The 23600-nt window shown below is 72.2% G+C and carries 23 protein-coding genes; 10 read left to right on the forward strand and 13 right to left on the reverse strand.

Annotated elements, in window-relative coordinates; genetic code table 11:
• Position 1 precedes the first annotated feature (1 nt).
• Genes ACBJ32_RS26735 through ACBJ32_RS26760 form a run of 6 tightly spaced genes read right to left on the reverse strand, consistent with a single transcriptional unit; the run spans position 2 to position 7000 of the window.
• Positions 2-739 carry an ATP-binding cassette domain-containing protein gene (locus ACBJ32_RS26735; RefSeq protein WP_375129040.1) on the reverse strand — a complete coding sequence of 246 codons (738 nt, stop codon included), beginning with the start codon at positions 737-739 and terminating at the stop codon, positions 2-4.
• Positions 740-756: 17 nt separating this feature from the next.
• On the reverse strand, positions 757-1671 hold the full coding sequence (locus ACBJ32_RS26740; protein ID WP_375129041.1) for an ABC transporter permease: 915 nt from the start codon (positions 1669-1671) through the stop codon (positions 757-759).
• Positions 1668-2684 (reverse strand): ABC transporter permease, encoded by a 1017-nt coding sequence (locus ACBJ32_RS26745; protein ID WP_375129042.1) that lies wholly within the window; start codon positions 2682-2684, stop codon positions 1668-1670. The genes ACBJ32_RS26740 and ACBJ32_RS26745 overlap by 4 nt, the downstream gene beginning before the upstream one ends.
• 3 nt (positions 2685-2687) lie before the next feature.
• Positions 2688-4304: an ABC transporter substrate-binding protein gene (locus ACBJ32_RS26750; protein WP_375129043.1), complete on the reverse strand. Its 1617-nt coding sequence runs from the start codon at positions 4302-4304 to the stop codon at positions 2688-2690.
• Between the two features lie 22 nt (positions 4305-4326).
• Complete coding sequence (locus tag ACBJ32_RS26755; RefSeq protein ID WP_375129044.1) at positions 4327-5940, reverse strand: hydantoinase/oxoprolinase N-terminal domain-containing protein; 1614 nt, start codon at positions 5938-5940, stop codon at positions 4327-4329.
• Entirely contained in the window at positions 5933-7000 is a 1068-nt protein-coding gene (locus tag ACBJ32_RS26760) for a DUF917 domain-containing protein (protein ID WP_357872998.1), read from the reverse strand. Before ACBJ32_RS26760 ends, ACBJ32_RS26755 begins: the two co-directional genes overlap by 8 nt.
• A gap of 101 nt (positions 7001-7101) precedes the next feature.
• On the opposite strand from ACBJ32_RS26760, the gene ACBJ32_RS26765 reads away from it, so the two are divergent.
• Positions 7102-7536: an RpiB/LacA/LacB family sugar-phosphate isomerase gene (locus ACBJ32_RS26765; RefSeq protein WP_357872995.1), complete on the forward strand. Its 435-nt coding sequence runs from the start codon at positions 7102-7104 to the stop codon at positions 7534-7536.
• Here ACBJ32_RS26765 and ACBJ32_RS26770 read toward each other — a convergent pair whose 3' ends face one another.
• The gene (locus tag ACBJ32_RS26770; RefSeq protein ID WP_375129045.1) at positions 7537-8094 is read right to left on the reverse strand and encodes a TetR/AcrR family transcriptional regulator; all 558 of its coding nucleotides are present in this window, start codon (positions 8092-8094) and stop codon (positions 7537-7539) included.
• A 74-nt stretch (positions 8095-8168) separates the two neighbouring features.
• On the opposite strand from ACBJ32_RS26770, the gene ACBJ32_RS26775 reads away from it, so the two are divergent.
• The 6 genes from ACBJ32_RS26775 to ACBJ32_RS26800 all read left to right on the forward strand — a co-directional run bounded on the left by ACBJ32_RS26775 (position 8169) and on the right by ACBJ32_RS26800 (position 15943).
• Positions 8169-8573 (forward strand): organic hydroperoxide resistance protein, encoded by a 405-nt coding sequence (locus tag ACBJ32_RS26775; protein WP_375129046.1) that lies wholly within the window; start codon positions 8169-8171, stop codon positions 8571-8573.
• Positions 8574-8637: 64 nt separating this feature from the next.
• Positions 8638-9804 carry an amidohydrolase gene (locus tag ACBJ32_RS26780; protein ID WP_375129047.1) on the forward strand — a complete coding sequence of 389 codons (1167 nt, stop codon included), beginning with the start codon at positions 8638-8640 and terminating at the stop codon, positions 9802-9804.
• 27 nt (positions 9805-9831) lie between these two features.
• Complete coding sequence (locus ACBJ32_RS26785; RefSeq protein ID WP_375129048.1) at positions 9832-12378, forward strand: Tex family protein; 2547 nt, start codon at positions 9832-9834, stop codon at positions 12376-12378.
• 316 nt (positions 12379-12694) lie between these two features.
• Entirely contained in the window at positions 12695-13954 is a 1260-nt protein-coding gene (locus ACBJ32_RS26790) for a carotenoid oxygenase family protein (protein ID WP_375129049.1), read from the forward strand.
• 19 nt (positions 13955-13973) lie between these two features.
• Positions 13974-14855 (forward strand): GntR family transcriptional regulator, encoded by an 882-nt coding sequence (locus ACBJ32_RS26795; protein WP_375129050.1) that lies wholly within the window; start codon positions 13974-13976, stop codon positions 14853-14855.
• A 56-nt stretch (positions 14856-14911) separates the two neighbouring features.
• Entirely contained in the window at positions 14912-15943 is a 1032-nt protein-coding gene (locus ACBJ32_RS26800) for a hypothetical protein (RefSeq protein ID WP_375129051.1), read from the forward strand.
• Here the strand turns inward: ACBJ32_RS26800 and ACBJ32_RS26805 are convergent.
• The 3 genes from ACBJ32_RS26805 to ACBJ32_RS26815 are packed head-to-tail and all read right to left on the reverse strand — an operon-like array spanning position 15940 to position 18485.
• The gene (locus ACBJ32_RS26805) at positions 15940-17013 is read right to left on the reverse strand and encodes a spore photoproduct lyase family protein (protein WP_375129052.1); all 1074 of its coding nucleotides are present in this window, start codon (positions 17011-17013) and stop codon (positions 15940-15942) included. The two genes, ACBJ32_RS26800 and ACBJ32_RS26805, sit on opposite strands and share 4 nt — an antisense overlap.
• 13 nt (positions 17014-17026) lie before the next feature.
• The gene (locus tag ACBJ32_RS26810) at positions 17027-17776 is read right to left on the reverse strand and encodes a DNA-formamidopyrimidine glycosylase family protein (RefSeq protein ID WP_375129053.1); all 750 of its coding nucleotides are present in this window, start codon (positions 17774-17776) and stop codon (positions 17027-17029) included.
• Positions 17777-17786: 10 nt separating this feature from the next.
• Positions 17787-18485 (reverse strand): TetR/AcrR family transcriptional regulator C-terminal domain-containing protein, encoded by a 699-nt coding sequence (locus ACBJ32_RS26815; protein ID WP_357872968.1) that lies wholly within the window; start codon positions 18483-18485, stop codon positions 17787-17789.
• 101 nt (positions 18486-18586) lie between these two features.
• Between ACBJ32_RS26815 and ACBJ32_RS26820 the strand changes: the two genes are divergently transcribed.
• From ACBJ32_RS26820 to ACBJ32_RS26830, 3 genes are all read left to right on the forward strand, one after another.
• The gene (locus tag ACBJ32_RS26820) at positions 18587-19807 is read left to right on the forward strand and encodes a saccharopine dehydrogenase family protein (RefSeq protein ID WP_375129054.1); all 1221 of its coding nucleotides are present in this window, start codon (positions 18587-18589) and stop codon (positions 19805-19807) included.
• Between the two features lie 75 nt (positions 19808-19882).
• Positions 19883-21532: a dihydroxy-acid dehydratase gene (gene ilvD, locus ACBJ32_RS26825; protein WP_375129055.1), complete on the forward strand. Its 1650-nt coding sequence runs from the start codon at positions 19883-19885 to the stop codon at positions 21530-21532.
• Between the two features lie 42 nt (positions 21533-21574).
• Positions 21575-21703 carry a hypothetical protein gene (locus ACBJ32_RS26830; RefSeq protein ID WP_281402447.1) on the forward strand — a complete coding sequence of 43 codons (129 nt, stop codon included), beginning with the start codon at positions 21575-21577 and terminating at the stop codon, positions 21701-21703.
• 40 nt (positions 21704-21743) lie between these two features.
• On the opposite strand, the gene ACBJ32_RS26835 is transcribed toward ACBJ32_RS26830, so the two are convergent.
• From ACBJ32_RS26835 to ACBJ32_RS26845, 3 genes are all read right to left on the reverse strand, one after another.
• A complete protein-coding gene (locus ACBJ32_RS26835; protein ID WP_375129056.1) occupies positions 21744-22139 on the reverse strand; it encodes a hypothetical protein in 396 nt (131 codons plus the stop codon).
• 160 nt (positions 22140-22299) lie between these two features.
• A complete protein-coding gene (locus ACBJ32_RS26840) occupies positions 22300-23193 on the reverse strand; it encodes an RNA polymerase sigma factor RpoD/SigA (RefSeq protein WP_375129057.1) in 894 nt (297 codons plus the stop codon).
• A 9-nt stretch (positions 23194-23202) separates the two neighbouring features.
• Positions 23203-23589 (reverse strand): STAS domain-containing protein, encoded by a 387-nt coding sequence (locus tag ACBJ32_RS26845; RefSeq protein ID WP_357872951.1) that lies wholly within the window; start codon positions 23587-23589, stop codon positions 23203-23205.
• Positions 23590-23600: the final 11 nt, after the last annotated feature.

Consider the following 23600-nt stretch of genomic DNA (forward strand, 5'->3'; position numbering starts at 1 on the left):
GTCACGGCAGCGCCTCCAGCAGCTCGCGGGTGTAGGGATGGGACGGCTCGGCCAGCACCTCGGCGGCGGGCCCCGACTCCACGACCGCGCCGTCCTTCATGACGAGCACCCGGTCGGCGATCGTCGAGACCAGGGCCAGGTCGTGGGAGACCAGCAGCAGCGCGAGGTCCCGCTCGGCCCGCAGCCGCCGCAGCACTCCGACCACCTCGGCCTGTACGGTCACGTCCAGCGCGCTGGTGGGCTCGTCGGCCAGGACGACCTCGGCGCCCAGGGCGATGGCCAGCGCGATGGCGAAGCGCTGGGCCTGGCCGCCGGAGATCTCGTGGGGGTAGCGGCGCAGGATCTCGCGGTCGAGCACGACCGTTTCCAGGGCCCGCGCCATGACCTCGTCCGTGGCTTGCCTGCCGTGCAGCTTGAGGGCGCGGCGCATGAGCACGCCGAGGCGGGTGGCGGGGCTGAGCGCGGCCTGCGGCGACTGCATGACCAGGGCCGCGCGGGCGCCGCGGATCTGGCGGAGCGCCTTCGGGGAGGCGGTGACCACGTCCACGCCACACACCCGCACTTGTCCCGAAATTTCGGCATTCTCGGTGAGGCCGAGGAGCGAGAGCAGCGTCGTGGACTTGCCCGACCCGCTCTCCCCCACGATCGCCACGCACTCCCCCGCGCCGACGTCCAGCTCGGGCACGTCGGCGACCAGCCGCCCGCCGTACCGCACCTGGAGGTCGCGTACTTCGATCACTTGACCGCCCTGCGTGCTCATGGTCGCGGCCGCTCCGGCATCCGTTGGCTCCTTCGTCGCTCTCTCCTGCCGAGCACCTGCGCCCGGGGGTCGAGCGCGTTGCGCAGCCCCTCCCCCAGCACGTTGAACGCGAACGCCGTCACCAGGATCGCCAGCCCGGGAAAGGTCACCACCCACCAGTTCGTGGTGAACAGCGTCTGCCCCTGCTGCACCATCAACCCCCACTCCGCCGTCGGCTCCTGCGCGCCCAGCCCCAGGTACGACAGCGCCGCCGAGGTCAGGATCACCCCGCCCGCGTCCAGCGAGAGCTGCACCAGGACGGGGGTGAGCGAGTTCGGCAGCACGTGCCGCACGATGATCAGCGGCGCGGGCACGCCGAGGCAGCGCGCGGCGTCCACGTACGGGCGGGTGGCGATCGAGGCGGCCACGGAGGCGGCCAGCCGGGTGTACCACGGCCACCAGGTCACCGCGATGGCCAGGATCACGGTGTTCACGCTGGGCTGCAGCACGACGGCCAGCGCCAGGGAGAGCAGCAGCGCGGGGAAGGCCAGGAACACGTCCGTGACCCGCATGATCACGTCCCGGATCCAGCCGCCCGCGTACCCGGCGACCACGCCGAGCGTCACCCCGACGGCCGCCGAGACGCCCAGCACGGCCACGGCGATGGTCAGCGAGGTGCGCCCGCCGTACAGGATCCGGGTGAGCACGTCCCGCCCGACCTGGTCGGTGCCGAACCAGTGGGCGCCGCTCGGCGGCAGCAGCCGCTCCAGCGGGCGCGGCTCGTCCAGCGGGTACGGCGCCAGCCACGGCGCCAGCAGCGCCGCCAGCACGACGACCGCGAGCAGCACCGCCCCCAGCGCGGCGAACCGGTCGGGGACGCGGGGCAGGCCGCGGCGCGGCGGTTGACCGTCCATGGTGATCGGGGGCGTCATCGGGACCTCGTGCGGGGATCGACGTAGCCCTGGAGGATGTCCACGACCAGGTTGGCCAGGACGTACACCAGGGCGACCAGCAGGGTGACGCCCGCGATGCCGGGGGTGTCCAGCGAGCGGATCGACTCGGCGGCGTAACGGCCCAGGCCGGGCCAGTTGAAGACGGCCTCGACGAGGAACCCGTTGACGATCGCGTACGCGAAGACCAGCGCGATCAGCGACAGCACCGGGCTCAGCGCGGGCCGCAGCGCGAACCTGGTCAGGATCGACGTCTCGCCGAACCCGAGCGCCCGCTCCAGCCTGGCGTGGTCCTGGCCCGACTCCTCGATGAGCGCGGCCCTGGTCATCTGGGCGATCACGCCCGTGGGGTAGGCGGCCACGACCAGGGCGGGCAGCACCAGGTGTTCGAGGGTGCTGGTGAAGATGGGCCAGTTGCCGGTGATGAGGGCGTCGACGATGGTGATGTTCGTCCAGAGGGTGAGCGGGCTGGTGGTGTCGAGCGAGGTGTCGTACTCGCCGGCGATCGGGAACCAGCCGAGGTGGCCGGCGAACACCGTCTGCAGCGCCAGGGCCAGCCAGAAGACCGGTACGGAGACGGCCAGCATGCTGCCCAGCCGTACCCCGAAGTCCGGCAGCCTCCTGTGGTGGCGGGCGGCGAGCACCCCGAGCGGGACGCCCAGGGCGATCGCCACGAGCAGCGCCGCCCCGACCAGCTCCAGCGAGGCGGGGAAGGCCAGGTAGAGGTCGTCGCGCACGGGCTGCCTGGTGCGCAGGCTCGTCCCCCAGTCGCCGGTGACCAGGTCGCGCGCGTAGTTCAGCAGCTGCACGGGCAGCGGGTCGTCCAGGCCGAACCGCGCGCGGGCCTCGGCGAGCTGCTCGGGCGTGGCCTTCGGCCCGGCGAACGCGACCGCCGGGTCGCCGGGCACCAGCCGCATGATCGCGAACGTGAGCACGACCACGCCGGCCACGACCAGGAGGGCCTGGCCGAGCCGGCGGGCCAGATAGCGGAGCATGGCCTAGCTTGCGCGCGTGAGCTCGTAGAAGAAGACCACGCTGGGATAGGCCGGGTTGTCCTGGTAACCCTGGACGTCCGCCGACAGCGCGCGCTGGTAGCGCTGCACGTACGGCACCGCGACCGCCGCCTCCTCCTGGATGATCTTCTGCTGGAGCTTCCGGTACTCCTGCTCGGCCGCCGTCCGGTCCGTGGCCGTCAGCTCCGGCAGCTTGTCGATGGCCGTGTCGATCTCCGCGTTCTTCAGGTACGACAGGTTGAACTGCGGCTTGTCGGCACTCTTGAACACGTTGAGGAACCAGGAGTAGGCGTCCGGGTAGTCCGGGTACCAGTACATGACGAAGACGTCCTGGCCGCGCTTCTTGCCCAGGTCCCACTGCGCGCCCCAGTTCATGGGCTTGGCCCGCAGCGTCACGTTGAGCTGCTTCAGCGTCGAGCTGAGCAGCGTCACCAGCAGCTTCTGGTCCTCGTCGCCGATGGCGTAGGTCAGGCTGAGCTCCAGCTCCTCCAGGTCGGGGCCGTACCCGGCGTCGGCGAGCAGTTGCTGGGCCCTGGCCAGGTCCTGCTTGGGCTCCATGCCGTCCACGTGGCCGAGCAGGCCCTGCGGCACCAGGCCGCTGGCCTTCACGCCCGAGCCCTCCAGCGCCGCCGCCAGGCCGTCGTAGTCGATCGCGAGTTGCAGCGCCTGCCGCACCCTGACGTCCTTGGTGGGGCCGTCGGCGGTGTTGAAGAGCACCAGCAGGTTCTGGAACGACTGCGTCTGCGCGCTCTGCACGCCCCGCGTGGTGCCGGCCTGGGCGAAGAGCTGCGGGTTCAGGCGCCTGACGAAGTTGACCTCGCCCTTCTGCAGGAGCTGCCAGGCGGTGGTGATCTCCGGCGTGACGCGGAAGGTGACCTTCCTGTACTGCTCGGGCTTCCAGCCGCCCCAGTAGTCCTCGAACGCCTTCAGCGTCAGCTCGTTCTCCTCGCCCTTGCGCCACGAGTCGATGGTGTACGGGCCGGTGCCGGCGGTCGTCCCGCCGTCGGCGTCCACGGCGTCCACGTCGTAGATCCAGGCGGCGTAGCCGGAGGAGGTGACCAGGTCGAGCGGGGCGGCGTACTTGAGCGTGAACTTCAGCGTGCTCGCGTCCACCGCCTCGATCTCGTCCACCGGGTCCCAGATGTAGGCGGCGCCGCCCTTCTTCTCGATCGTCCGCTCGATCGCCTTCTTGGCGGCCTCGGCGTCCATCGGGTCGCCGGTGTGGAACTTCACGCCCTGCCGCAGCTTGAACGTCCACTCCTTGCCGTCGCCCGACGAGGTCCATTCGGTCGCCAGGCGGGGCTCGGCCTGCTTGGTCTGGGAGTTGTACCTGGTGAGACCCTCGTAGATGTTGGCCAGGGCGACGATCTCGTTGGAGTAGGAGGTCGCCGGGTCCCAGTCGGTGACCACGTCGGAGTTCGGCGCGTAGACGAACGTGCTGTCGTTGGCCTGCCCGCCGGTCTGGTCCGCCGGACTGCCGCTGCTCGCCTGCGGCTGGGGCGTCCCGCCGGCGCCGCGCACCTGTCCGCCCGCGCACGCGGACGCGGTCAGGGCGAGGACACCGGCTACCCCGGCGACGAGCAGACGCTTGTGCCAGCGCATGGTGGGGGGGTCCTTTCGATTGTCACCGGGCGAGGGGTCCGGCTGCTTTGACGTGCACCCGCACGGCGGGCTCGGAGAGATAGCTCAGCGGCACCTCGAGGAGGTCCACGATCTCGACTCCGGCGGGGTCGGCCCCCGCCGCCACGGCTCGCGCCCGCGCCTCCTCCTTGGCGCTCTCGATCGCCGCCGCCCGGCTGTCTCCCGCTGGCAAGATCGTATCGACTCTGCCGCTCGCGAGGGCGATGGCGGCGCCCACGGCGTTGGCCACCTCGGCGTGCTCGGGCCTGATCACGCGGCTCACCCCGGGGATGTGATCGGGCAGCAGGAACGCCCCGCCCCCCACCGCCACCAGGGGACGGTCGCTCCTGCCGAGCGTCATCCGGTCCACCGCGTCGATCACCATCTCGTCGGCCCAGGTAACCGCGCTTTCCAGAATGTCTGCCTTTTCTTCCGACATGTCACCTTGGAGGACTTCTTCTTCTGACATGCCACCTTTCAGGCGTCCTCCTTCCGACAGGGCGCGCCGAAGGCGTTCGCGCCAGTCGTGGGCGCCCGGCGGGACGCGGCCCGCCGCGACGGCCGCGTCCGTCATCGTCGCCGTCGCCCCGCCGAACACCAGCGCCTCGCGCACGATCCGGTAGCCGACCGAGTCGGGGCCGAGGCCTCGCGGGCGCACGACGGTGCCGCCGCCGAGCGCGATGGCCAGGATGTCGGGCATGCGGAAGTTGGTCAGCACCCCGCCGATCTCCACCGCCGCCGCCGACTCCCGGGGGAAGCCGCCGGCCAGCACCCCGAGGTCCGTGGACGTGCCGCCCACGTCCACCACGACCGCGTCGGCCACCCCCGACAGGTACGCGGCGCCGCGCAGGGAGTTCGCCGGGCCAGAGCCGATCGTGGAGACGGGCAGCCGCGCGGCGTGCTCCAGCGTCATGAGCGTGCCGTCGTTCTGGGCCAGGTACGGCCGCGCCCCCAGGCCCCGCTCCGCCAGCGCCGTGACCAGGGCGTCGGTGACGTGGGCGGCGACGCCGTGGAGCGCGGCGTTCAGCACGGTCGCGTTCTCGCGCTCCAGCAGGCCCAGCGAGCCGATCTCGCAGCTCACCGAGACCGGCAGGCCGTACTCGGCCCTGACCAGCTCCGCGACCCGCCGCTCGTGCCCGTCGTCGGCGGGGCTGAACACGCTGGTGACGGCCACGGCGTCGGCCCGCACGCCGTCCAGGAAGCGGCGGACGGCGTCCAGGTCGAGCGGGCTGATCTCGCGGCCGTCCACGTAGTGGCCGCCGGGCACGACGGCCTCGCCCGCCGAGACGGCCTTGCGCAGGTCGTCCGGCCAGTCGGAGAGCGGGGGCACGGCGGTGGTGGCGGGCGCGCCCAGCCGCACCACGGCCACCCGGCCGAGGCCGCGCCGCTCCAGGATGGCGTTCGTGGCGTGCGTGGTGCCGAGCATGACGCGCGTGATGCTCTGCCGGCCCTCGCTGTCGAGCCCGGCCAGCACGGCGTCGAGTGCCGCCCGCAGGCCGCCGGTCACCTCCGGGGTGGTCGGCCGCTTGGCCTTCGCGATCACCCGGCCGTCAGGGTCGAGCACGACCGCGTCGGTGTTCGTGCCTCCGACGTCGATCCCTATGCGCAGGTCAGCCATGCGACAGCTCCTCGACGGGCACGTAGCCCAGGTCGTAGCCGAAGGCCCGCGGCCCGGCCGTCTCCAGGCCCTTCGGGGTGCGCCAGAGCGGGTCGCAGGGCCAGGCGAGCACCGTGACGCGCTGGCCGTACCTGAGGCCCTCGGTCTGGACGGCGGCGGCGGTCTCGGTGTCCACGACCGTGATGAGGTCGGGCACCATGGCGCGGATCCGGCCGCCCTCCTCCGCGACCAGGTTCTCGTTCTGCAGCTCCAGGGTCAGGCGGCGGCCGCGGTCGTCGCCGGTGCCCTCGATCGTGGCGGTGCCGCGGACGAAGCCGCCCGTGGTGCGCCGCTCCACGTCGGTCAGCTTGCCGGTGATGAGCCTGGTGGCGCCCAGGCGGTCGCGCAGGGCGCCGAGCGGGTCCGCCGAGCCCTCCGTGGCGCGGCCGATCTCCAGGGCGCGGGTGACCGTACCCTCGATGACCGCGCCCCTGGCCCGGTCGGCGGTCAGGATGTAGTCGGACATCAGCGCGTGCGAGCCCGCCGCCACGCAGACGGCCCGCGCGATGCGCTCGGACCAGAGCCCGTCGACCGGGCGGATCGTCACCACGTTGCCCGCCACGTCGGACATGATCACGAGGTCGGCCGGGATCCCCGCCACGTACATCGAGACCATCTGGACCTCGGGGAAGGCCCGGCCCATGCCGTCGGCGTCGAGCAGCGGCACCCCGAGCTGGGCGGCCCAGGCGACGGGCGCGACGCCGTTGGCGCCCCCGATCTCGGAGGACATGATCGCGCTCGGCGGCCGGCCGAAGATGCGCTCGGCCTCCTCGGCGATGCGCTTCGGCTCGTCCTCCCCGTGGATCATCTCGTGGCTGACGGTCGGCGCGCCGATGCCGGACAGCGGCAGGATCAGCGCGTCGCCCGGCAGGTCGTCGAGTTTCAGCAGGGGCACGGGGCCGTACTCGCGGATGGCTCGCATCGCGGCCAGCGACCCCGTACGCACGTCTCCCCCGCCGCCGGTGCCCAGCACGGCGCAGCCGCGGGCGAGGGCCGGAATGTCGTTCGCGTCAATTCTCATATGCCGCCACAACCAAGCACATACCGCCTCATGACGCCAGCCTCACCGCCCCGTGCCGCCTCTACGCTGGAACGGGAAGGGGAGCCGACCTGGAGGGACGCATGCGGATTTCGGTGGCCGCCGACAGCAAGGACGGCGTGGCGGAGCGGGTCGTGTCCGAGCTGCGCCGGCGGGGGCACGAGGTGGTGACCCACGGGGCGCTCGACGACGGCGAGCGCGACGACTGGGCGTGGGCCTGCGAGCTGGCCGCCAGGGACGTCAGCGAGGGCCGCGCCGAGCAGGCGGTCGTCTGCTGCTGGACCGGCACGGGCGCGTCGATCGCCGCGAACAAGGTGCCCGGCGTGCGCGCGGCCCTGTGCGTGGACGCCTACACCGCCGACGGCGCCCGCAAGTGGAACGACGCCAATGTGCTGGCGCTCAGCCTCCGCCTCACCTCGGACGTGGTGCTGGACGAGATCCTGGACGCCTGGCTGGCGGGGCGCCCGAGCACCGACCCTGCCGACGTCGCGAACGTCGCCCACCTCGACGCCATCTGATCAGGGTCTCAGCACCCGGGCGAGCGCGGTCTCCACGGCGGCCCTGACGGTGGCGGGGTCGTCGAGGTCGAAGCCGACCACGAGCCCGTCCCTGACCAGCAGCAGCACGTCGGCGGTCCGCTCGGGGTCCGGGTGGCCGTCGGCGGCCAGGAGGTCGCGGTAGAGGTCGCGCGTCCAGCGCCGGTGCTCGGCGATGGCCTGGCGTACGGGATGGGCGGGGTCGGGATACTCGGCCGCCGTGTTGACGAAGGCGCAGCCCCGGTAGGCGGGGCCGGCGCCGAACTCGCACATGAACGTGAAGATCGCCAGCAGCCGCTCTCGCGGTGATCCCTCGCGCATGCTCTCGGCCATGCCGCGCTGCGCCGCGCCCTGCTCGACGATGTACGCCCTGACCAGGTCGTCCTTGCTCGGGAAGTGGTGGTAGAAGGTCGCCTTCGCCACGCCCGCCTCCGCGATGATGCGGTCGATGCCCACCGTGTGGACGCCCTCGCCGTAGAACAGGCGGGCGGCGGTCTCCAGCACCCGGGTCCGCGCCGGGCTCCGCGTTCCTGCGCTCACCTGTTGACGATACCAGACAGACCTGTCTACTCTCAGATGCACAGACAGGTCTGTCTACCAAGGGAGCCAGGATCATGTACACCGCCATCGCCACCGCGGCGGGCCGCGACGGCCGCGCCGTCTCCTCCGACGGAAAGCTCGACGTCCGGCTCGCCCTGCAGAAGGAGCTGGGCGGCAACGGCGAGGGCACCAACCCCGAGCAGCTCTTCGCCGCCGGCTACGCGGCCTGTTTCGCCTCCTCGCTGCAGTTCGTGGGGGCGAGCAAGAAGGTCGACGTCTCCGACGCCGCCGTCACGGCCGAGATCGGCCTGTCGCCCAACGGCAAGGGCGGCTTCCGGCTCGACGCCACGCTCAGGGTGGAGCTGCCCGACGGCATCGCGCCGGAGGTCGCGCAGGAGCTCGTCGAGGCCGCTCACCAGGTGTGCCCGTACTCCAACGCCACCCGCGGCAACATCCCGGTCAAGCTGGTCGTCGAGTAGGTCTTCAGAACCGTCACACCAGGGGGCAGGGAAATCGTCGGTCCCGCCCCTTAGGGTGCTGGGCATGACCGACGTGCTGCTCCGCGGTGGGCTCCCCTGGGGGCTCGGAGCGCCTGCCGACATCCTGGTCCGCGACGGCCGCATCGACCGGGTCTCGCTCGGCCCCGTCGAGGCGCCCGGCGCCCAGGTCTTCGACGTGGCGGGGCAGCTCGTCCTGCCCGGCCTCGTCGAGGCCCACTGCCATCTCGACAAGACCCTCTACGGCGGGCCGTGGGTGCCCCACTCCGCCGACGACACGCTCTCCGGCCGCATCGCCAACGACCTCGGCCGCCGCGCCGAGCTGGGCGTGCCGAGCGTGGCCCGGATCGCCGCCCTGCTGGAGCGCATGAGCGCGGCGGGCACCACGCACGTGCGCACCCACACCGACATCGACCCCGCGGCCGGGTTGCGGGGCGTGGAGGCCGTGCGCGAGGCCGCGGCCGGCTCGCCCGTCGAGGTGCGCCAGGTCGCCTTCCCCCAGCACGGCGTGCTCACCAACCCGGGCACCGCCGAGCTGCTGGAAGAAGCGCTGAAGAGCGGCGTGGAGGCGGTGGGCGGGCTCGACCCCGCGGGCATCGACCGCGACCCGGTGCGCCACCTCGACCTCGTCTTCGGCCTGGCCGGGCGCTACGGCACCCATCTCGACATCCACCTGCACGACGGGGGCTCGCTGGGCGGGTGGGAGCTGGAGCTGATCATCGAGCGGACGAAGGCGCTCGGGCTGGGCGGCAGGGTGGCGGTCAGCCACGCGTACGCGCTGGGCCAGCTCGACGACGCCCACCAGGACCGCCTCGTCGAGGGCCTGGCCGAGGCCGGGGTCGCGGTGGTGACCGCGGCCGTCTACAGCTTCCCCGTGCCACCCGTGAAGAAGCTGCGGGCCGCGGGGGTCACGGTCGCGTGCGGGCACGACGGCATCCGCGACCTGTGGGGCCCGTACGGCAGCGGCGACATGCTGGAGCGGGCCATGCACCTCGCCTACCGCAGCACGTTCCGCAGGGACGACGACATCGAGCTGGCGCTGGAGGCCGCCACCGTCGGCGGCGCGCGGGCGCTGGGGCTCGACGACTACGGCCTGGCGCCCGGCGACCGGGCCGACCTCGTCGTGGTGCCGGCCGGGAGCCCGGCGGAGGCCGTGGTCGTTCACCCAGCGCGCACTCTGGTCATGAAGGACGGCGTCGTCCTGCACAATTGACCGGCGGGACCATCGAAAGGCAGGCAAGTGCTCTCTATTCACCAGCGGATCGCCGCAGAGCTCGGCGTACGCGACGGGCAGGTGCAGGCGGCCGTCGACCTGCTCGACGGCGGCGCGACCGTGCCGTTCATCGCGCGATACCGCAAAGAGGCCACCGGCGCCCTCGACGACGCGCAACTGCGCACGCTGGAGGAGCGGCTGCGTTACCTGCGCGAGCTTGACGAGCGCAGGACGGCGATCCTGGAGTCCATCGAGTCTCAGGGCAAGCTCGACGACGAGCTGCGCGAGCAGATCATGGCCGCCGAGACCAAGGCCAGGCTCGAGGACATCTACCTGCCGTACAAGCCCAAGCGGCGCACCAAGGCGCAGATCGCCCGCGAGCTGGGGCTGGAGCCGCTGGCCGACCAGCTCCTGGCCGACCCCACGCTCGACCCCGAGGCCACCGCCAAGGGCTTCGTCACCGAGGGCGTCGCCGACGCGGGCGCCGCGCTCGAAGGGGCCAGGGCCATCCTGATCGAGCGCTTCGCGGAGGACGCCGACCTCATCGGCGGGCTGCGCGAGCAGTTCTGGAACCACGGGCGGCTGGTGTCGAAGGTCCGCGAGGGCAAGGAGGAGGCGGGGGCCAAGTTCTCCGACTACTTCGAGTTCGGCGAGCCGTTCACCAAGCTGCCCTCCCACCGGATCCTGGCCATGTTCAGGGGCGAGAAGGAGGAGGTCCTCTCCGTCACCCTGGAGCCCGACGACAGCCCCGACTACGAGCTGCGCATCGCCTCCCGGTTCGGCGTCTCCGACCAGGGCCGCCCGGCCGACAAGTGGCTGAGCGAGACCGTGCGCTGGGCCTGGCGCACCCGCATCCTCGTGCACCTGGGCATCGACCTGCGCATGCGGCTGTGGCAGGCGGCCGAGGACGAGGCTGTGCGGGTGTTCGCGGCCAACCTGCGCGACCTGCTGCTCGCCGCCCCGGCCGGCGCGCGGCCGACGATGGGGCTCGACCCCGGCCTGCGTACGGGCGTGAAGGTCGCCGTGGTCGACGCCACCGGCAAGGTCGTCGAGACCGCCACCATCTACCCCCACGAGCCCAAGCGGCAGTGGGACCAGTCGCTGGCGGTGCTGGGCGCGCTCGCGCAGCGGCACGGCGTCGAGCTGATCGCCATCGGCAACGGCACGGCCTCGCGCGAGACCGACAAGCTGGCCGGCGAGCTGGTCAAGCACATGCCGTCGCTCACCAAGATCGTGGTCTCGGAGGCGGGCGCCTCGGTCTACTCGGCCTCCGCGTACGCCTCGCAGGAGCTGCCCGAGCTCGACGTGTCGCTGCGCGGCGCGGTCTCCATCGCCCGGCGCCTGCAGGACCCGCTCGCCGAGCTGGTCAAGATCGACCCCAAGTCGATCGGCGTCGGCCAGTACCAGCACGACCTGGCCGAGTCCAAGCTCTCCCGCTCGCTCGACGCGGTCGTCGAGGACGCCGTGAACGCCGTCGGGGTCGACGTCAACACCGCCTCGGCGCCCCTGCTCACGCGCGTGTCGGGCATCGGCTCCACGCTGGCGGAGAGCATCGTCCGCCACCGCGACGCCAACGGCCCCTTCCGCACCCGCGCGGCGCTCAAGAGCGTGCCCCGCCTCGGCCCGAAGGCGTTCGAGCAGTGCGCGGGCTTCCTGCGCATCCGGGGCGGCGACGACCCGCTCGACATGTCGAGCGTGCACCCCGAGTCCTACCCCGTGGTGCGCCGCATCCTGACCTCCGCCAAGACCGACCTCAAGGAGCTGATCGGCAACACGGCGGCGCTGCGCACACTGCGGCCCGAGGAGTTCACCGACGAGACCTTCGGCCTCCCGACGGTCACCGACATCCTGCGCGAGCTGGAGAAGCCGGGCCGCGACCCGCGTCCCGCCTTCAAGACCGCCACCTTCAAGGAGGGCGTGGAGAAGATCTCCGACCTCACGTCCGGCATGATCCTGGAGGGTGTGGTCACCAACGTGGCGGCGTTCGGCGCGTTCGTCGACGTCGGCGTGCACCAGGACGGCCTGGTGCACGTGTCGGCCATGTCGCGCAACTACGTCAAGGATCCGCGTGACGTGGTCAAGCCCGGCGACATCGTCCGCGTCAAGGTCCTCGACGTGGACATCCCGCGCAAGCGCATCTCCCTGACGCTGCGCCTGGAGGACGAGACGACGGCCCAGCAGGGCGGCGAGGGGCCTCGCAAGGGCGCCGGCCGGCCAGGGGGCGGTCGCGGCGACGGCCAGCCGGGGCGCGGCGCGCGTGGTGACGGCGGGCGCGGGCACGGCGGCCGCGGAGACGCCCGTGGCGAAGGCGGTCGTGGTGAAAGCGGTCGTGGTGAAGGCGGTCGTGGTGAAGGCGGGCGCGGTGAAGGCGGCGGTCGTGGCGATGGCGGGCGCGGGAACGGCGGCCGCGGTGACGGTGGCCGCGGCAGGGGTGACGGCCAGCGCGGCGGTGACGGCGGTCAGCGCGGGCGCGGCGACGGCCGGGGCGGCCAGCGCCGCCAGGACCGGCCCGCGCCGACCGGCGCCATGGCCGAGGCCCTGCGGAAGGCGGGCCTGACCGGCGACAACCGCTAGCACGAACGCACGGCCCGGGCCCACGGACGCACCTGCGCGTAGGCCCGGGCCGCCGCATATCCGCCCGAACGCGGGCACACTTGCCCCGTCCCATCCCGCGCTCTGCCCGCCCCGCCCCGCCCTGCCTTGCCGTGCCCGCCCCGCCCTGCCGTGCCCACCCCGCCCTGCCGTGCCCGCCTCACCCCGTCCTGTGCGCCTCGATGCCGCGCACGCAACGGCGCGCACATGACGCAGGGGCACGCCTTGCACTAGTGCACAGCCCGGCGATTTCCCTCGTGGCGCTGGGGCTGGGCGCCCGGCTCCGTACGGTGCTCACATGAAGTATCTGGAGGGGGCCTTCGCCCCCGTCACCGAAGAGATCACCGCCTTCGACCTCCCCGTCACCGGGCGGATCCCCGTCGAGCTGAACGGCCGCTACCTGCGCAACGGGCCGAACCCGCTGAACGTGGAAGATCCCGCCGTGCACATCTGGGGCATGGGCCAGGGCATGGTGCACGGGGTGAGGCTGCGTGACGGCCGGGCCGAGTGGTACCGGAACCGTTTCGTCCGGACGCCGGGCTTCGCGCCCATGGTGCACGTGTTCGAGCACGCCCGCCGCGTCTTCGCCCTGGCCGAGGGCGGCCTGCCGCCCGCCGAGCTGGACGCGGAGCTGAACACGGTGGGATTGTGCGACCTGGGCGGGACGGCGCAGGGGCTCACGGCGGGAGCGCACTCCAAGCACGACCCGCTCACCGGCGAACTGCACTCGCTGTCGTACATGCCGGGCCACGACTTCGTCCAGCACATCGTGACCGACGCCGGGGGAAGCGTCGCCCGGACCACCACCATCCCCATGACCCGGACGCCGTTCCTGCACGACTTCGCGCTCACCGAGTCCCACGTAGTGTTGTGGGACACTCCGCTGGGCTTCGACGGGTTCGAGTGCCGGTGGCTGCCGGGGCGCCCGACCCGGGTGGGTGTGCTGCCGCGAGCCGGTGGTGAGGTGCGCTGGCTGGACGTCGGCCCCGTGCACGTCAGCCACACGCTCAACGCCTACGACGACGGCCACTCCGTCGTGGTCGACCTGGTCACGGCCGAAGGGCCGTTCGACCCCGCCGACCCCGGGGCGATCCGGCCCGTGCTGGACCGCTGGACGATCACGCCGGACGGCATCGACCAGCGGCGCCTCGACGACCGGCCCCAGGACTTCCCGCGCGTGAACGAGGCGCGGGCCACCCGCCCGTACCGATACGGCTATTCGGCCGCGACCGCCCTGTACGGGATCCCGTTCACGTCCGAGGGCCCGCCGCCCGACGACGCCTTCACCAACGCCCTGGTCAAGCACGACCTGGAACGGGGGACGGCCGAGGTGCACGGGTTCGGCAGGGACGCGGCGGTCGGGGAGGCCGTGTTCGCCGGCACGGGCGCGGGCGAGGACGAGGGGTACCTGCTGACGTACGTGCACGACGCCGAGCGCGGTGCCGCCGACCTGGTGATCCTCTCCGCCCAGGACTTCACCGGCGAGCCCGTCGCGCGGGTCCACCTACCCGCCAGGGTGCCGCTCGGCCTGCACGGCAACTGGCTGCCCGATCACTGAGGCATGGCAGCATGACGTCGTGAACGATCCGCGACCGCCGTACCTGCGCATCGTGGCCGACATCGAGCGCCGCATCGCCGAGGGAGAGCTGCGGCCCGGCGATCCCGTCCCCACGACCAGGGCGATCATGAGCGAGTGGGGCGTGGCGATGGCGACGGCCACCAAGGCGCTGGCCGCGCTCAAGCAGGCGGGCGCCATCGAGTCCACGTCCCGGGTCGGCGCCGTGGTCGCTCCCCGGAGGCTGCCGTCGCGCTCCGCCGGAGGGCTGGAACGCGACCGCGTCGTCCGCGCGGCCATGGAGATCGCCGACACCGACGGCCTGGCCGCGCTGTCCATGCGCGCGGTGGCGGCCAAGCTCGGGGTCGCCACCATGACCCTCTACCGGCACCTCGACGCCAGGGCCGAGCTCACCCAGCTGATCGCGGACGCCGCGTTCGCCGGCATCGAGTATCCGGAGCCGCCGCCGGGATGGCGCTCCCACCTGCGGGTGGCCGCTCAGCTCCAGTGGGCCGCCTACCATCGCCATCCCTGGTTGCCGCGGCTGGTGTCCATCACCCGGCCGGTCGCGCTGCCGGGGCTGCTGGCGTACGGGCAGTGGACCCTACGCGCGCTGGACGGCCTCGGTCTGGATCCGGGCACCCGGCTGCACGTCTACGGCACGCTGGTCAACTTCGTGCGGGGGACGGCGATCAACATCGAGAGCGAGGCGGGCGCCGAGCTGGACACGGGGCTGACCAGCAAGCAGTGGGTCGCGGCGCGGCTGCCCTTCGAAGGGCCGCTGATCGCCCGGATCACGGAGCCGGGCGCGGAGCTGGACCTGGAGTCGCTGTTCGCCTTCGGCCTCGAACGCCTGCTGGACGGCCTGGCCACCGTGATCACGCCGCGGGACCTCCACCGGTGACAGCCGCCACCGGTGCGTCCCGCCCGGCCGGTACGCCGTGACGATACGGTCTAGGGGTGAGCACGACTGCGTTCGACACGGCGATCACTCAGGCCCGCGACCTGCTCAGATGGCGTTCCCCGCTGCGGACGGAGCTCTGGGCGGCCCGCCTCACGGCCGAGCTGGAGGCGTCGGAGCAGGTGGAGGCGTTCCTGCGGCGATCGGCGGAGGACGGCGGCCAGGAAGCGCGCCTCGCCCTGGCCGCCCTGGCGGCGGTCAACGGCCAGGGCGCGCAAGGCCCGTACGCGGCGGCCGGCGACGCGGCGGCCGAGAGCCTGCCCGGATGGGTGCGCCGGATGGGCCAGGTCACCTGCGACGGCGGCTGGTACGGCAAGGCCGACCCCTACGGCGAGCAGGTTCTGGCAGCCCTGTCCTTCCGTTACGACAACGGCAAGGAGCCGCACGTCCTCGTCGCCGGCATCGACCAGCCCAGCGGCGGCCTGGCCGTGGACGCGGTGGTGGAGGAGGCGAAGTTCCTCGACGAGCTGGACCTGCGGCCGACGCCGCCGGAGAGCGTGGCGGCGCGGATCCTGGACGCCTTCGAGCTGACCGACCGCGTCATGGGGGCGCAGGTCGCCGAGACGCTGCCGGGCGTGCGCCCGTTCGCGATCACCCGCGCCCGCTCCGCGCTCACCCGCACGCACGACGCCACGCCGAACGCAGCCGCCGGGCCTGCGGACGGCGGTGCGCCCGGCCGCACGCGTGACACCGCGTCCGAGATCGCGTCCGAGATCGCTCTGGACGCGCTGCCCGACGTGCCCGGCGCCCAGGAGGCGTTCGGGAAGCTGGTCGAGTTCGTCGGGGATCGCCCGCTGTGGTGGAGCCCGTCCAGGGTCGCGCAGTTCCTGACCCAATGGCTGCCCAGGGAGGCGATCCTCTCGGAGGCGGCGATCGCGGCCATGCCCGAGGTCGTCCGCGCCTGGACCCGCCACCAGGGTGGACATCCCGCCGTGCTGCGCCAGATCGACGAGGACGCGCCCCGCCTGCCGGGCCTCATGGCCGACGACTCCCTGGCCTCGCTCAACAAGCGCCTGGCGCGCGGCCGCTAGAACGCGTACCGGATGCGGCAGTACGGCAGCCGCTCCCCGATCAGGCCGGTGAGCGCCGCGACGTAACGCCCCTTGTGCCCGTTGCGGTAGCGCACGTTCCACCCGCCCGTCTCCGACCGCTTGGCCTGCTGCAGCTCAGGCCGCCACAGCACCTCCTCGGCCTTCGGATGCCAGCCGAGGTTGACCTGGTGCAGCCGGTCGTTGTGGGTCAGGAAGATCACCTCGGCGGCGAGCCGGCGGCGGGCCTCGGCGCTCAGGGCGTCGTCGAGGTGGCCGAGCAGCTCCGCCCAGTCCTCCAGCCACCCGTCCCGTACGACGACCGGGCTGAAGTTGACGTGCACCTCGTACCCGGCCGCCACGAAGTCGTCGATCGCCGCGATGCGGTCGGCGATGGGCGAGGTGCGGATGTCGAGCAGCTTGGAGTCCGCCGCCGGCATGAGGCTGAACCGCACTCTGGTACGCCCCCGGGGCTCCCAGTCGAGCAGGTCGCGGTTGACGTACTTGGTGGCGAAGCTGGCCTTGGCATGCGGCAGCCGGCCGAACAGCTCCACCAGGTCCCGCACGTTGTCGGACACCGTGGCGTCGAGCGAGCAGTCGGAGTTCTCCCCGATGTCGTAGACCCAGGCGTGCGGGTCGATCTGGTCGGGCTCGGCCTTCACGCCCTGCCGGCCGGCGTGCCGCTCGACGTACCCGAGGATCTGGTCGATGTTGGCGAAGACCGTGATCGGGTTGCTGTAGCCCTTGCGGCGCGGCACGTAGCAGTAGGCGCAGGCCATGGCGCAGCCGTTGGCCGTGGAGGGGGCGATGAAGTGGGCCGAGCGGCCGTTGGGGCGCGCGGTCAGCGACTTCTTGACCCCGAGCACGAGGGCCTCGGTCTTGATGCGGACCCAGCGGGCCACGTTCGCCTCGTCGCCGTGGAGCTCGGGGATGCGGTGATGGCTCTCGACCTCGACGCGCTCGGCTGCGGGGAAGCGGGCCAGGATCTCCCGGCCGCGCGGCAGCTCGGCGGCGGCGGGCTCGACGTAGAGGCGCCGGATGTCCAGCAGCGGGTTACGGATCGTGGTGGCCATGTCACTTTTCAGGCTACCGGGGCTGGTCCAGTGGACAGGCGTACGCGGTCCTGGAGGCGAGCTGCCAGGTCTCGACGGGCGCGCCGCAGCGGCGGCAGCGCTCCCGCTTGTAGACCCAGCGCTCGTCGGGCGCCGCCGGGTCGCTGACCACCTGCCCCGCGTCCCTGCCCAGGGCGAGGTACGTGACCGCCGCCTCCCACAGCCGCAGCGCCGTCTCCGCGTCGATGCCGCGCGAGCCGGGGTGGAGCCCCACGAGGAAGAGCAGCTCCGCCCGCCAGGCGTTCCCGATGCCCGCCCACACCCCCTGGTCGAGCACCCCGGCCCCGACCGGCCCCCCGAACCGGGTCAGCCGCCGCACCGCCTCCGCCGCGGACGCGTCCTCGCGCAGCGGGTCCGGCCCCAGCGAGCCGCGCAGCGCGGCCACCTCCTCCGCTTCGAGCGGCTCGCACCGGGAGGGGGCGATGAGGTCGTAGGCCACCTCCCCCGTGGCCAGCCGCAGCCGGGTACCGCGCCGGGGCCCGGACTCCGGATCGTCGTACCGCAGGAAGATCCCCCGCATGCCCAGGTGCACGTGGATCGCCGGGAGGCCGTCCTCGAAGTGGTAGAGGAGGTGCTTGCCGACCGCCTCCACCCCGGCCAGCACCCGCCCGTCGTACGGCCGGGCCTCGAAGCGCCCCTGCGGGCCGGCGGCGCGCACGACGTGACCGGCCAGGGCGGCGTGCTGCTCGCGGGCGTGGCGGTGGATCAGATGACCTTCCGGCATACCCGGGGCTCTACCCCGCGAGCTGGGCCGCCGCGCTGGAGAGCAGCAGGTCGAGCGCCGTCGGGTAGGCGCTGTCGTTCATCCGGGCGACCAGCAGCGGCGCGGTGGCCGCGATGTTGGGGTGGGTGCTGGCCGGCAGCCGCGCGTACGTGTCGCGCCACACCTCCTCGTCGGCCTCCCGCGCCGCCTTCGGCAGGGCCAGGGTGGCGGCGTCGAGGATGGCGAAGGCCAGGCTCTGGTCGATGAACGCGTGGTAGATCCGCACCGCGTCCCTGTCCGCGAACCCGGCGCCGCGCAGGATCCCGATGATCGTCTCGTCGCTGGCCACCTCGTTCGGACGGCCGGTGACCCGGCTGGCGGTCAGCACGGCGGCCTGCGGGTGCGCCAGGTAGGCGTTGTGGATGCGCGTGCCCAGCTCGCGCAGGTCGGCCCGCCAGTCGCCGGTGGGCAGGAACGAGGCCATGGCGCGGCCGAACAGCTCGTCCGCGATGGCCAGGAGCAGATCGTCCATGCCGCGGAAGTACCGGTAGACGGTGCTGGCGTCGGCGCCGAGCGCCAGGCCCAGGCGGCGGGCGGTGAGCCCGGCGGCCCCGTGCTCGCGCAACATGCGCAGCGCGGTCTCCACGATGAGCGCGTGGGTGAGCACCTGCCCCTGCTTGGTCGGACGCCGCCGACGGCGTGCCGCCTCCGGCACCACCCGCTTGGCCATGGAAGGCCTCCCTTATGCCAACACCATTGACGTTGATGAGCATACGAGCGTTTGATGTACGACACACCCCCCGAAAAAGCCATAAAAGGGGATTTATCGTCATGCGTATCCTTCTTGTGGGAGCCGGCGGCGTGGGAACCGCCGTCACCCGGATCGCCGCACGCCGCCCGTTCTTCGACCACATGGTGGTCGCCGACTACGATCTCCCCCGCGCCAAGGCGGCCGTCGCCGCGCTCGGCGACGAGGCCACCAGGTTCACCCCTGCCAGGATCGACGCCGCCGACGCCGGCGCGGTCGCCGCGCTGCTGGCCGAGCACCGCTGCGACGTGCTGCTCAACGCCACCGACCCCCGGTTCGTGCTGCCCCTGTTCGACGCAGCGCTCGCCGCGGGCGTCGACTACCTCGACATGGCCATGTCGATGTCCAAGCCACACCCCGACCGCCCGTACGAGGAGGTCGGCGTCAAGCTCGGCGACGAGCAGTTCGACCGCGCGCCCCAGTGGGCCGACAGGGGCAGGCTGGCGCTGGTCGGCATGGGCGTCGAGCCCGGCCTGGCCGACGTCTTCGCCCGGTACGCCGCCGACGAGCTCTTCGACGAGATCGAGGAGATCGGGATCAGGGACGGCGCGAACCTGACCGTGGACGGCTACGACTTCGCCCCCTCCTTCTCCATCTGGACCACGATCGAGGAGTGCCTCAACCCGCCGATCGTCTACGAGAAGGGCCGCGGCTGGTACACCACCGAGCCGTTCAGCGAGCCCGAGATCTTCGACTTCCCCGACGGGATCGGCCCCGTGGAGTGCGTGAACGTCGAGCACGAAGAGGTCGTGCTGGTGCCCAGGTGGATCCCGGCCCAGCGGGTGACGTTCAAGTACGGGCTGGGCGAGGAGTTCATCGGCACCCTGAAGACCCTGCACGCGCTGGGCGTGGACCGCACCGAGCCGGTCGCGGTCAGGACCGACCGGGGCACCGCCAGGGTGTCGCCGCGCGACGTGGTCGCCGCCGTGCTGCCCGACCCGGCCGAGCTGGGCGAGCGCATGCACGGCAAGACGTGCGCCGGCACCTGGGTGAAGGGCGTCAAGGACGGCCGGCCCCGCGAGGTGTACCTCTACCACGTGGTGGACAACCAGTGGTCGATGCGCGAGTACGGCTCGCAGGCCGTGGTCTGGCAGACCGCGGTCAACCCGGTGATCGCGCTGGAGCTGCTGGCCGGCGGGGTCTGGCAGGGCACGGGCGTGCTGGGGCCGGAGGCGTTCGAGCCGCGCCCGTTCCTGGATCTGCTGGTCGAGTACGGCTCCCCCTGGGGCATGCGCGAGCAGTGAGGGGGGCGGCAGGCGCCACCGGATCCGGACACTGGATCATTGAGGTGCCGCAACCTGTACATCGGAGGAATCCTGTTGAGCATCGCCGACGATCCCGACCGCGCACCGGCCCGCTCCCACCTGTACGCCATGGGCATGTCGGAGGAGGAGATGCGCCGCCCCGTGGTCGGCATCGCCTCCACCTGGACCGGCACCATGCCGTGCAACCTGACCCACCGCGAGCTCGCCGCCGAGGTGGCCGAGGGGGTGCGCGCGGCCGGCGGGCTGCCGATGGAGTTCAACACCATCGCGGTCTCCGACAACCTCACCATGCACACGCCCGGCATGCGGGCCTCGCTGATCAGCCGGGAGGTCATCGCCGACTCGATCGAGCTGATGGGCCTGGCCCACCAGTTCGACGCGCTGGTGGCGATCGTCGGCTGCGACAAGACCGTGCCGGCGGCGATCATGGCGCTGGCCCGCCTCGACGTGCCGTCGGTGGTCCTTTACAGCGGCAGCATGATGCCGGGCCGCTGGCGCGGCCGTGACGTGACCATCCAGGACATGTGGGAGGCGCTCGGCGAGCGCGCGGTGGGCCGGATGGACCAGGCGGACCTCGACGACCTGGCCCGGCACGCCTGCCCGGGCGCCGGCACCTGCGCCGCGCAGTACACCGCCAACACCATGGGCACGGTCGCCGAGTTCCTGGGCCTGGCCCCGTTCGGCATCGGCGACATCCCCGCGGTGGCCCAGGAGAAGGGTGCCGCGGCCCGCCGGGTCGGCGAGCTCGCCATGCAGGCGCTGGCCCGCGACGCCCGCCCCTCGCGCGTGCTCACCGAGGACGCCCTGCACAACGCGATCGTGTCGGTGGCGGCCATGGGCGGCTCCACGAACGCCGTGCTGCACCTGCTGGCCATCGCGCGCGAGGCCGGGCTGCCGCTGGAGATCGACCGGATCGGCGAGGTCTGCCGCCAGGTCCCGATCATCACCGGGCTCAAGCCGAGCGGCGGCGACGCCACCGCGCTGGACCTGTGGCGGGCCGGCGGCACCTCGCTGGTGGTGCGCCGCCTGCTGGAGGCGGGGCTGCTGCGCGAGAGCGTCACGCTGGTGGACGGCCGCTCGCTGGCCGACGTGGCCGCGGACGCGCGGGAGACGCCGGGGCAGCAGGTGGTGGCGAGCGCCGAGCAGCCGTTCAAGCCGCGTGGCGCGCTGGCCATCCTGCGCGGCTCGCTGGCGCCTGACGGGTGCGTGCTCAAGCTGGGCGGCAAGGACGACTTCCGCCACGAGGGACCGGCGAAGGTGTTCGACTCGGAGAGTGACTGCTACGTCGCCATCCAGGAGGGCCGGATCGTGGCCGGGGACGTCATCGTGGTCCGGTACGAGGGCCCGGCGGGCGGCCCCGGCATGCGCGAGATGCTCTCCATCACCGGCCCGCTGGTCGGCCGGGGCCTGGGCACCTCCGTGGCGCTGGTCACCGACGGCCGCTTCAGCGGGGTTTCGCACGGGCTGGTGATCGGGCACGTGGCGCCGGAGGCGTACCACGGCGGGCCGATCGCGCTGGTGCGCGACGGCGACACGGTGGTCATCGACAGCGCCGCCGGCACCCTCGACCTGCTGGTGCCCGAGGCGGAGCTGGCCGAGCGGCGGGCCGCGTGGGTGCGGCCCGAGCGGGCGGTCGAGCGCGGGGTGCTGACCAAGTACGTGGCGACCGTCGGCTCCGCCTCCGACGGGGCCGTGACGGCGTGAGGCCAGGGACCGAGCAGCGGGCGGGGACGGCTATGCTGCGCATTGACGTTTGCCCCGCCCCCTGATGCGAAGGAGACCTGCGCGATGTACAAGGAGTTCGCCGGCGAGGTCGTGATGTGGCTCGTCCCGGTCGTGGTGCTGATCGGAGTGGCACTCCTCGTCACCGCGTGAGCCCCGGAGGGGCCGGGTGTCCCGGCCCCTTCCGCCGTCGTCAGCGGTAGTACCTGTACGACACGTACGTGCTGGCGTAGGTGCGGAAGTTGCCGTACCCGTCGATGTAGTCGTTCCACGCCTCGGACAACCGCGCGGTGCGCACGGTGCAGCCCGTGTAGCGCACCTTGCGCGCCGCGATGCGGCCCACGTTGCTGTAGCACGAGCCGACCTTGCGGCCGTTCACCTTCAGGTTGACGTTGAGCTTGACGTTGAAGAGGTTCTTGCGGGAGATGTTGGTGATCCGCACCTTGACGCGGCAGGTGTCCTCGCACTTGCCCCAGTAGGACTTGGTGCGGATGAGCTGCGCGCCGGTAGTGGCGGCTTCGGCGGGTGCGGCCGGCAGCGTGGTCGCGGCGAGCGCCACTAACGCCGTGGCGGCAAGGCTTTTGAACATTTCGCCCCCATAGTCGAGACAGTCGCTCCCCCCTGTCGGCAGCGACACGTACGTGTCCGACTACTACCAGGCAGCCCGCTTCCTCGCGTTTGCCGGGCATGATCCGATACGAAACGGTTATCCCTTTATATCGGGCTTATCCGCCCGCAACCTGGCCGGGTCAGGACGCCCACGCCAGCAACGGCCCCCCTTGCCTGAGCCGTCTCAACGCCTGCTTCTCCAGTTGCCTGATGCGCTCCCTCGTGAGGCCGAGACACTGCGCGATCTCCGTGTAGGTGTGGACCTCCTCTCCGGTCAGCCCGTACCTGAGCCTGATCACGAACGCCTCCCGCGGCGGCAGGGTCGTGACCACCTGGCGCAGCTCCGCGCTGAGCGCGCGCAGCTCGGTCAGCTCCTGCACCTGCAGCCCGTCCTCGTCGGCGATCATGTCGCCGATCCGGCCCTCGCCGTGCTCCCCGACGGGAATGTCGAGGCTGACCATGTCCTGGCCGAGCCTGCGTAACGCCGCGACCTGGCCGGGCGAGCGCTCGGCCACCTCGGCCAGCTCCACGTCGGTCGGCTCGCGGCCCAGCTCGGTGGCGAGCTGCCGCTCCACCCTGATCAGCCGCGACAGCTCCTCCGCGACGTGGATCGGCAGCCGCACGGTACGGCTCTTGTCGTGGATGCCGCGCTCGATGGCCTGGCGGATCCACCACATCCCATACGTGGAGAACTTGTATCCCCGCGTGTAGTCGAACTTCTCCACCGCCCTGATCAGCCCGAGGTTGCCCTCCTGGATGATGTCGAGCAGCGGCAGCCCCCGGTAGGAGTACCGCCTGGCGGCGGACACCACGAGCCGGAGGTTGGACCTGATCAGCAGGTCCTTGGCGCGCTTGCCATCGAGCGCGACGAGTTCGAGTTCTGGCGTGCCCTCACCACGCTCGATCAGATGGCCCGCGTACAGGCCTGCCTCGATCCGCCGGGCGAGCTCCACTTCGTCCGCGGCGGAGAGCAAGGGGGTCTTTCCGATCTGCTCGAGGTACGTACCGAGCAGATCGGGCTCTTCGGCCGACATGCACGAGCACTACCCGGTAAACGGCGGCGAATTCCCCACTTCGTTGAGCTCGGCGATGGCCAGCTCCGCCGTACTGCGGATATCGAAGAACTTGTCCAGCGCGGTGATCGCGAACAGGTGCTTGCACCGGCCGTTCAGGCCCGACAGCAGCAGCCGCCCGCCCGAGGCCGTGACCGCCTTGTGCAGGTAGACCAGCACGGAAAGACCCGAGGAGTCGCACACGCTGACGGCCTGCATGTCGATGACGAGCATCGGGGGCTGCGTGAGATCGAGCGCCTTGGTGACGCGGTCGCGCACCTCCGCCGCGGACCCGAAGTCGAAATCCCCCGTCAACCGCGCGATGACGCAGGGTCCCTGGAGTCCGAGGCTGATCGACAAGGCCTGCTCCGAAGTCACCCAGCTCCACC

It is taken from the genome of Nonomuraea sp. GTA35, assembly GCF_041950525.1.
Lineage (GTDB): Bacteria > Actinomycetota > Actinomycetes > Streptosporangiales > Streptosporangiaceae > Nonomuraea.

Excerpts from the sequence above, each read along its gene's own strand:
- ACBJ32_RS26740 (WP_375129041.1), bottom strand. The coding sequence starts at position 1,671 with ATGACGCCCCCGATCACCATGGACGGTCAACCGCCGCGCCGCGGCCTG.
- ACBJ32_RS26745 (WP_375129042.1), bottom strand. The coding sequence starts at position 2,684 with ATGCTCCGCTATCTGGCCCGCCGGCTCGGCCAGGCCCTCCTGGTCGTG.
- ACBJ32_RS26750 (WP_375129043.1), bottom strand. The coding sequence starts at position 4,304 with ATGCGCTGGCACAAGCGTCTGCTCGTCGCCGGGGTAGCCGGTGTCCTC.
- ACBJ32_RS26755 (WP_375129044.1), bottom strand. The coding sequence starts at position 5,940 with ATGGCTGACCTGCGCATAGGGATCGACGTCGGAGGCACGAACACCGAC.
- ACBJ32_RS26760 (WP_357872998.1), bottom strand. The coding sequence starts at position 7,000 with ATGAGAATTGACGCGAACGACATTCCGGCCCTCGCCCGCGGCTGCGCC.
- ACBJ32_RS26765 (WP_357872995.1), top strand. The coding sequence starts at position 7,102 with ATGCGGATTTCGGTGGCCGCCGACAGCAAGGACGGCGTGGCGGAGCGG.
- ACBJ32_RS26775 (WP_375129046.1), top strand. The coding sequence starts at position 8,169 with ATGTACACCGCCATCGCCACCGCGGCGGGCCGCGACGGCCGCGCCGTC.
- ACBJ32_RS26780 (WP_375129047.1), top strand. The coding sequence starts at position 8,638 with ATGACCGACGTGCTGCTCCGCGGTGGGCTCCCCTGGGGGCTCGGAGCG.
- ACBJ32_RS26790 (WP_375129049.1), top strand. The coding sequence starts at position 12,695 with ATGAAGTATCTGGAGGGGGCCTTCGCCCCCGTCACCGAAGAGATCACC.
- ACBJ32_RS26805 (WP_375129052.1), bottom strand. The coding sequence starts at position 17,013 with ATGGCCACCACGATCCGTAACCCGCTGCTGGACATCCGGCGCCTCTAC.
- ACBJ32_RS26810 (WP_375129053.1), bottom strand. The coding sequence starts at position 17,776 with ATGCCGGAAGGTCATCTGATCCACCGCCACGCCCGCGAGCAGCACGCC.
- ACBJ32_RS26815 (WP_357872968.1), bottom strand. The coding sequence starts at position 18,485 with ATGGCCAAGCGGGTGGTGCCGGAGGCGGCACGCCGTCGGCGGCGTCCG.
- ACBJ32_RS26820 (WP_375129054.1), top strand. The coding sequence starts at position 18,587 with ATGCGTATCCTTCTTGTGGGAGCCGGCGGCGTGGGAACCGCCGTCACC.
- ACBJ32_RS26835 (WP_375129056.1), bottom strand. The coding sequence starts at position 22,139 with ATGTTCAAAAGCCTTGCCGCCACGGCGTTAGTGGCGCTCGCCGCGACC.
- ACBJ32_RS26840 (WP_375129057.1), bottom strand. The coding sequence starts at position 23,193 with ATGTCGGCCGAAGAGCCCGATCTGCTCGGTACGTACCTCGAGCAGATC.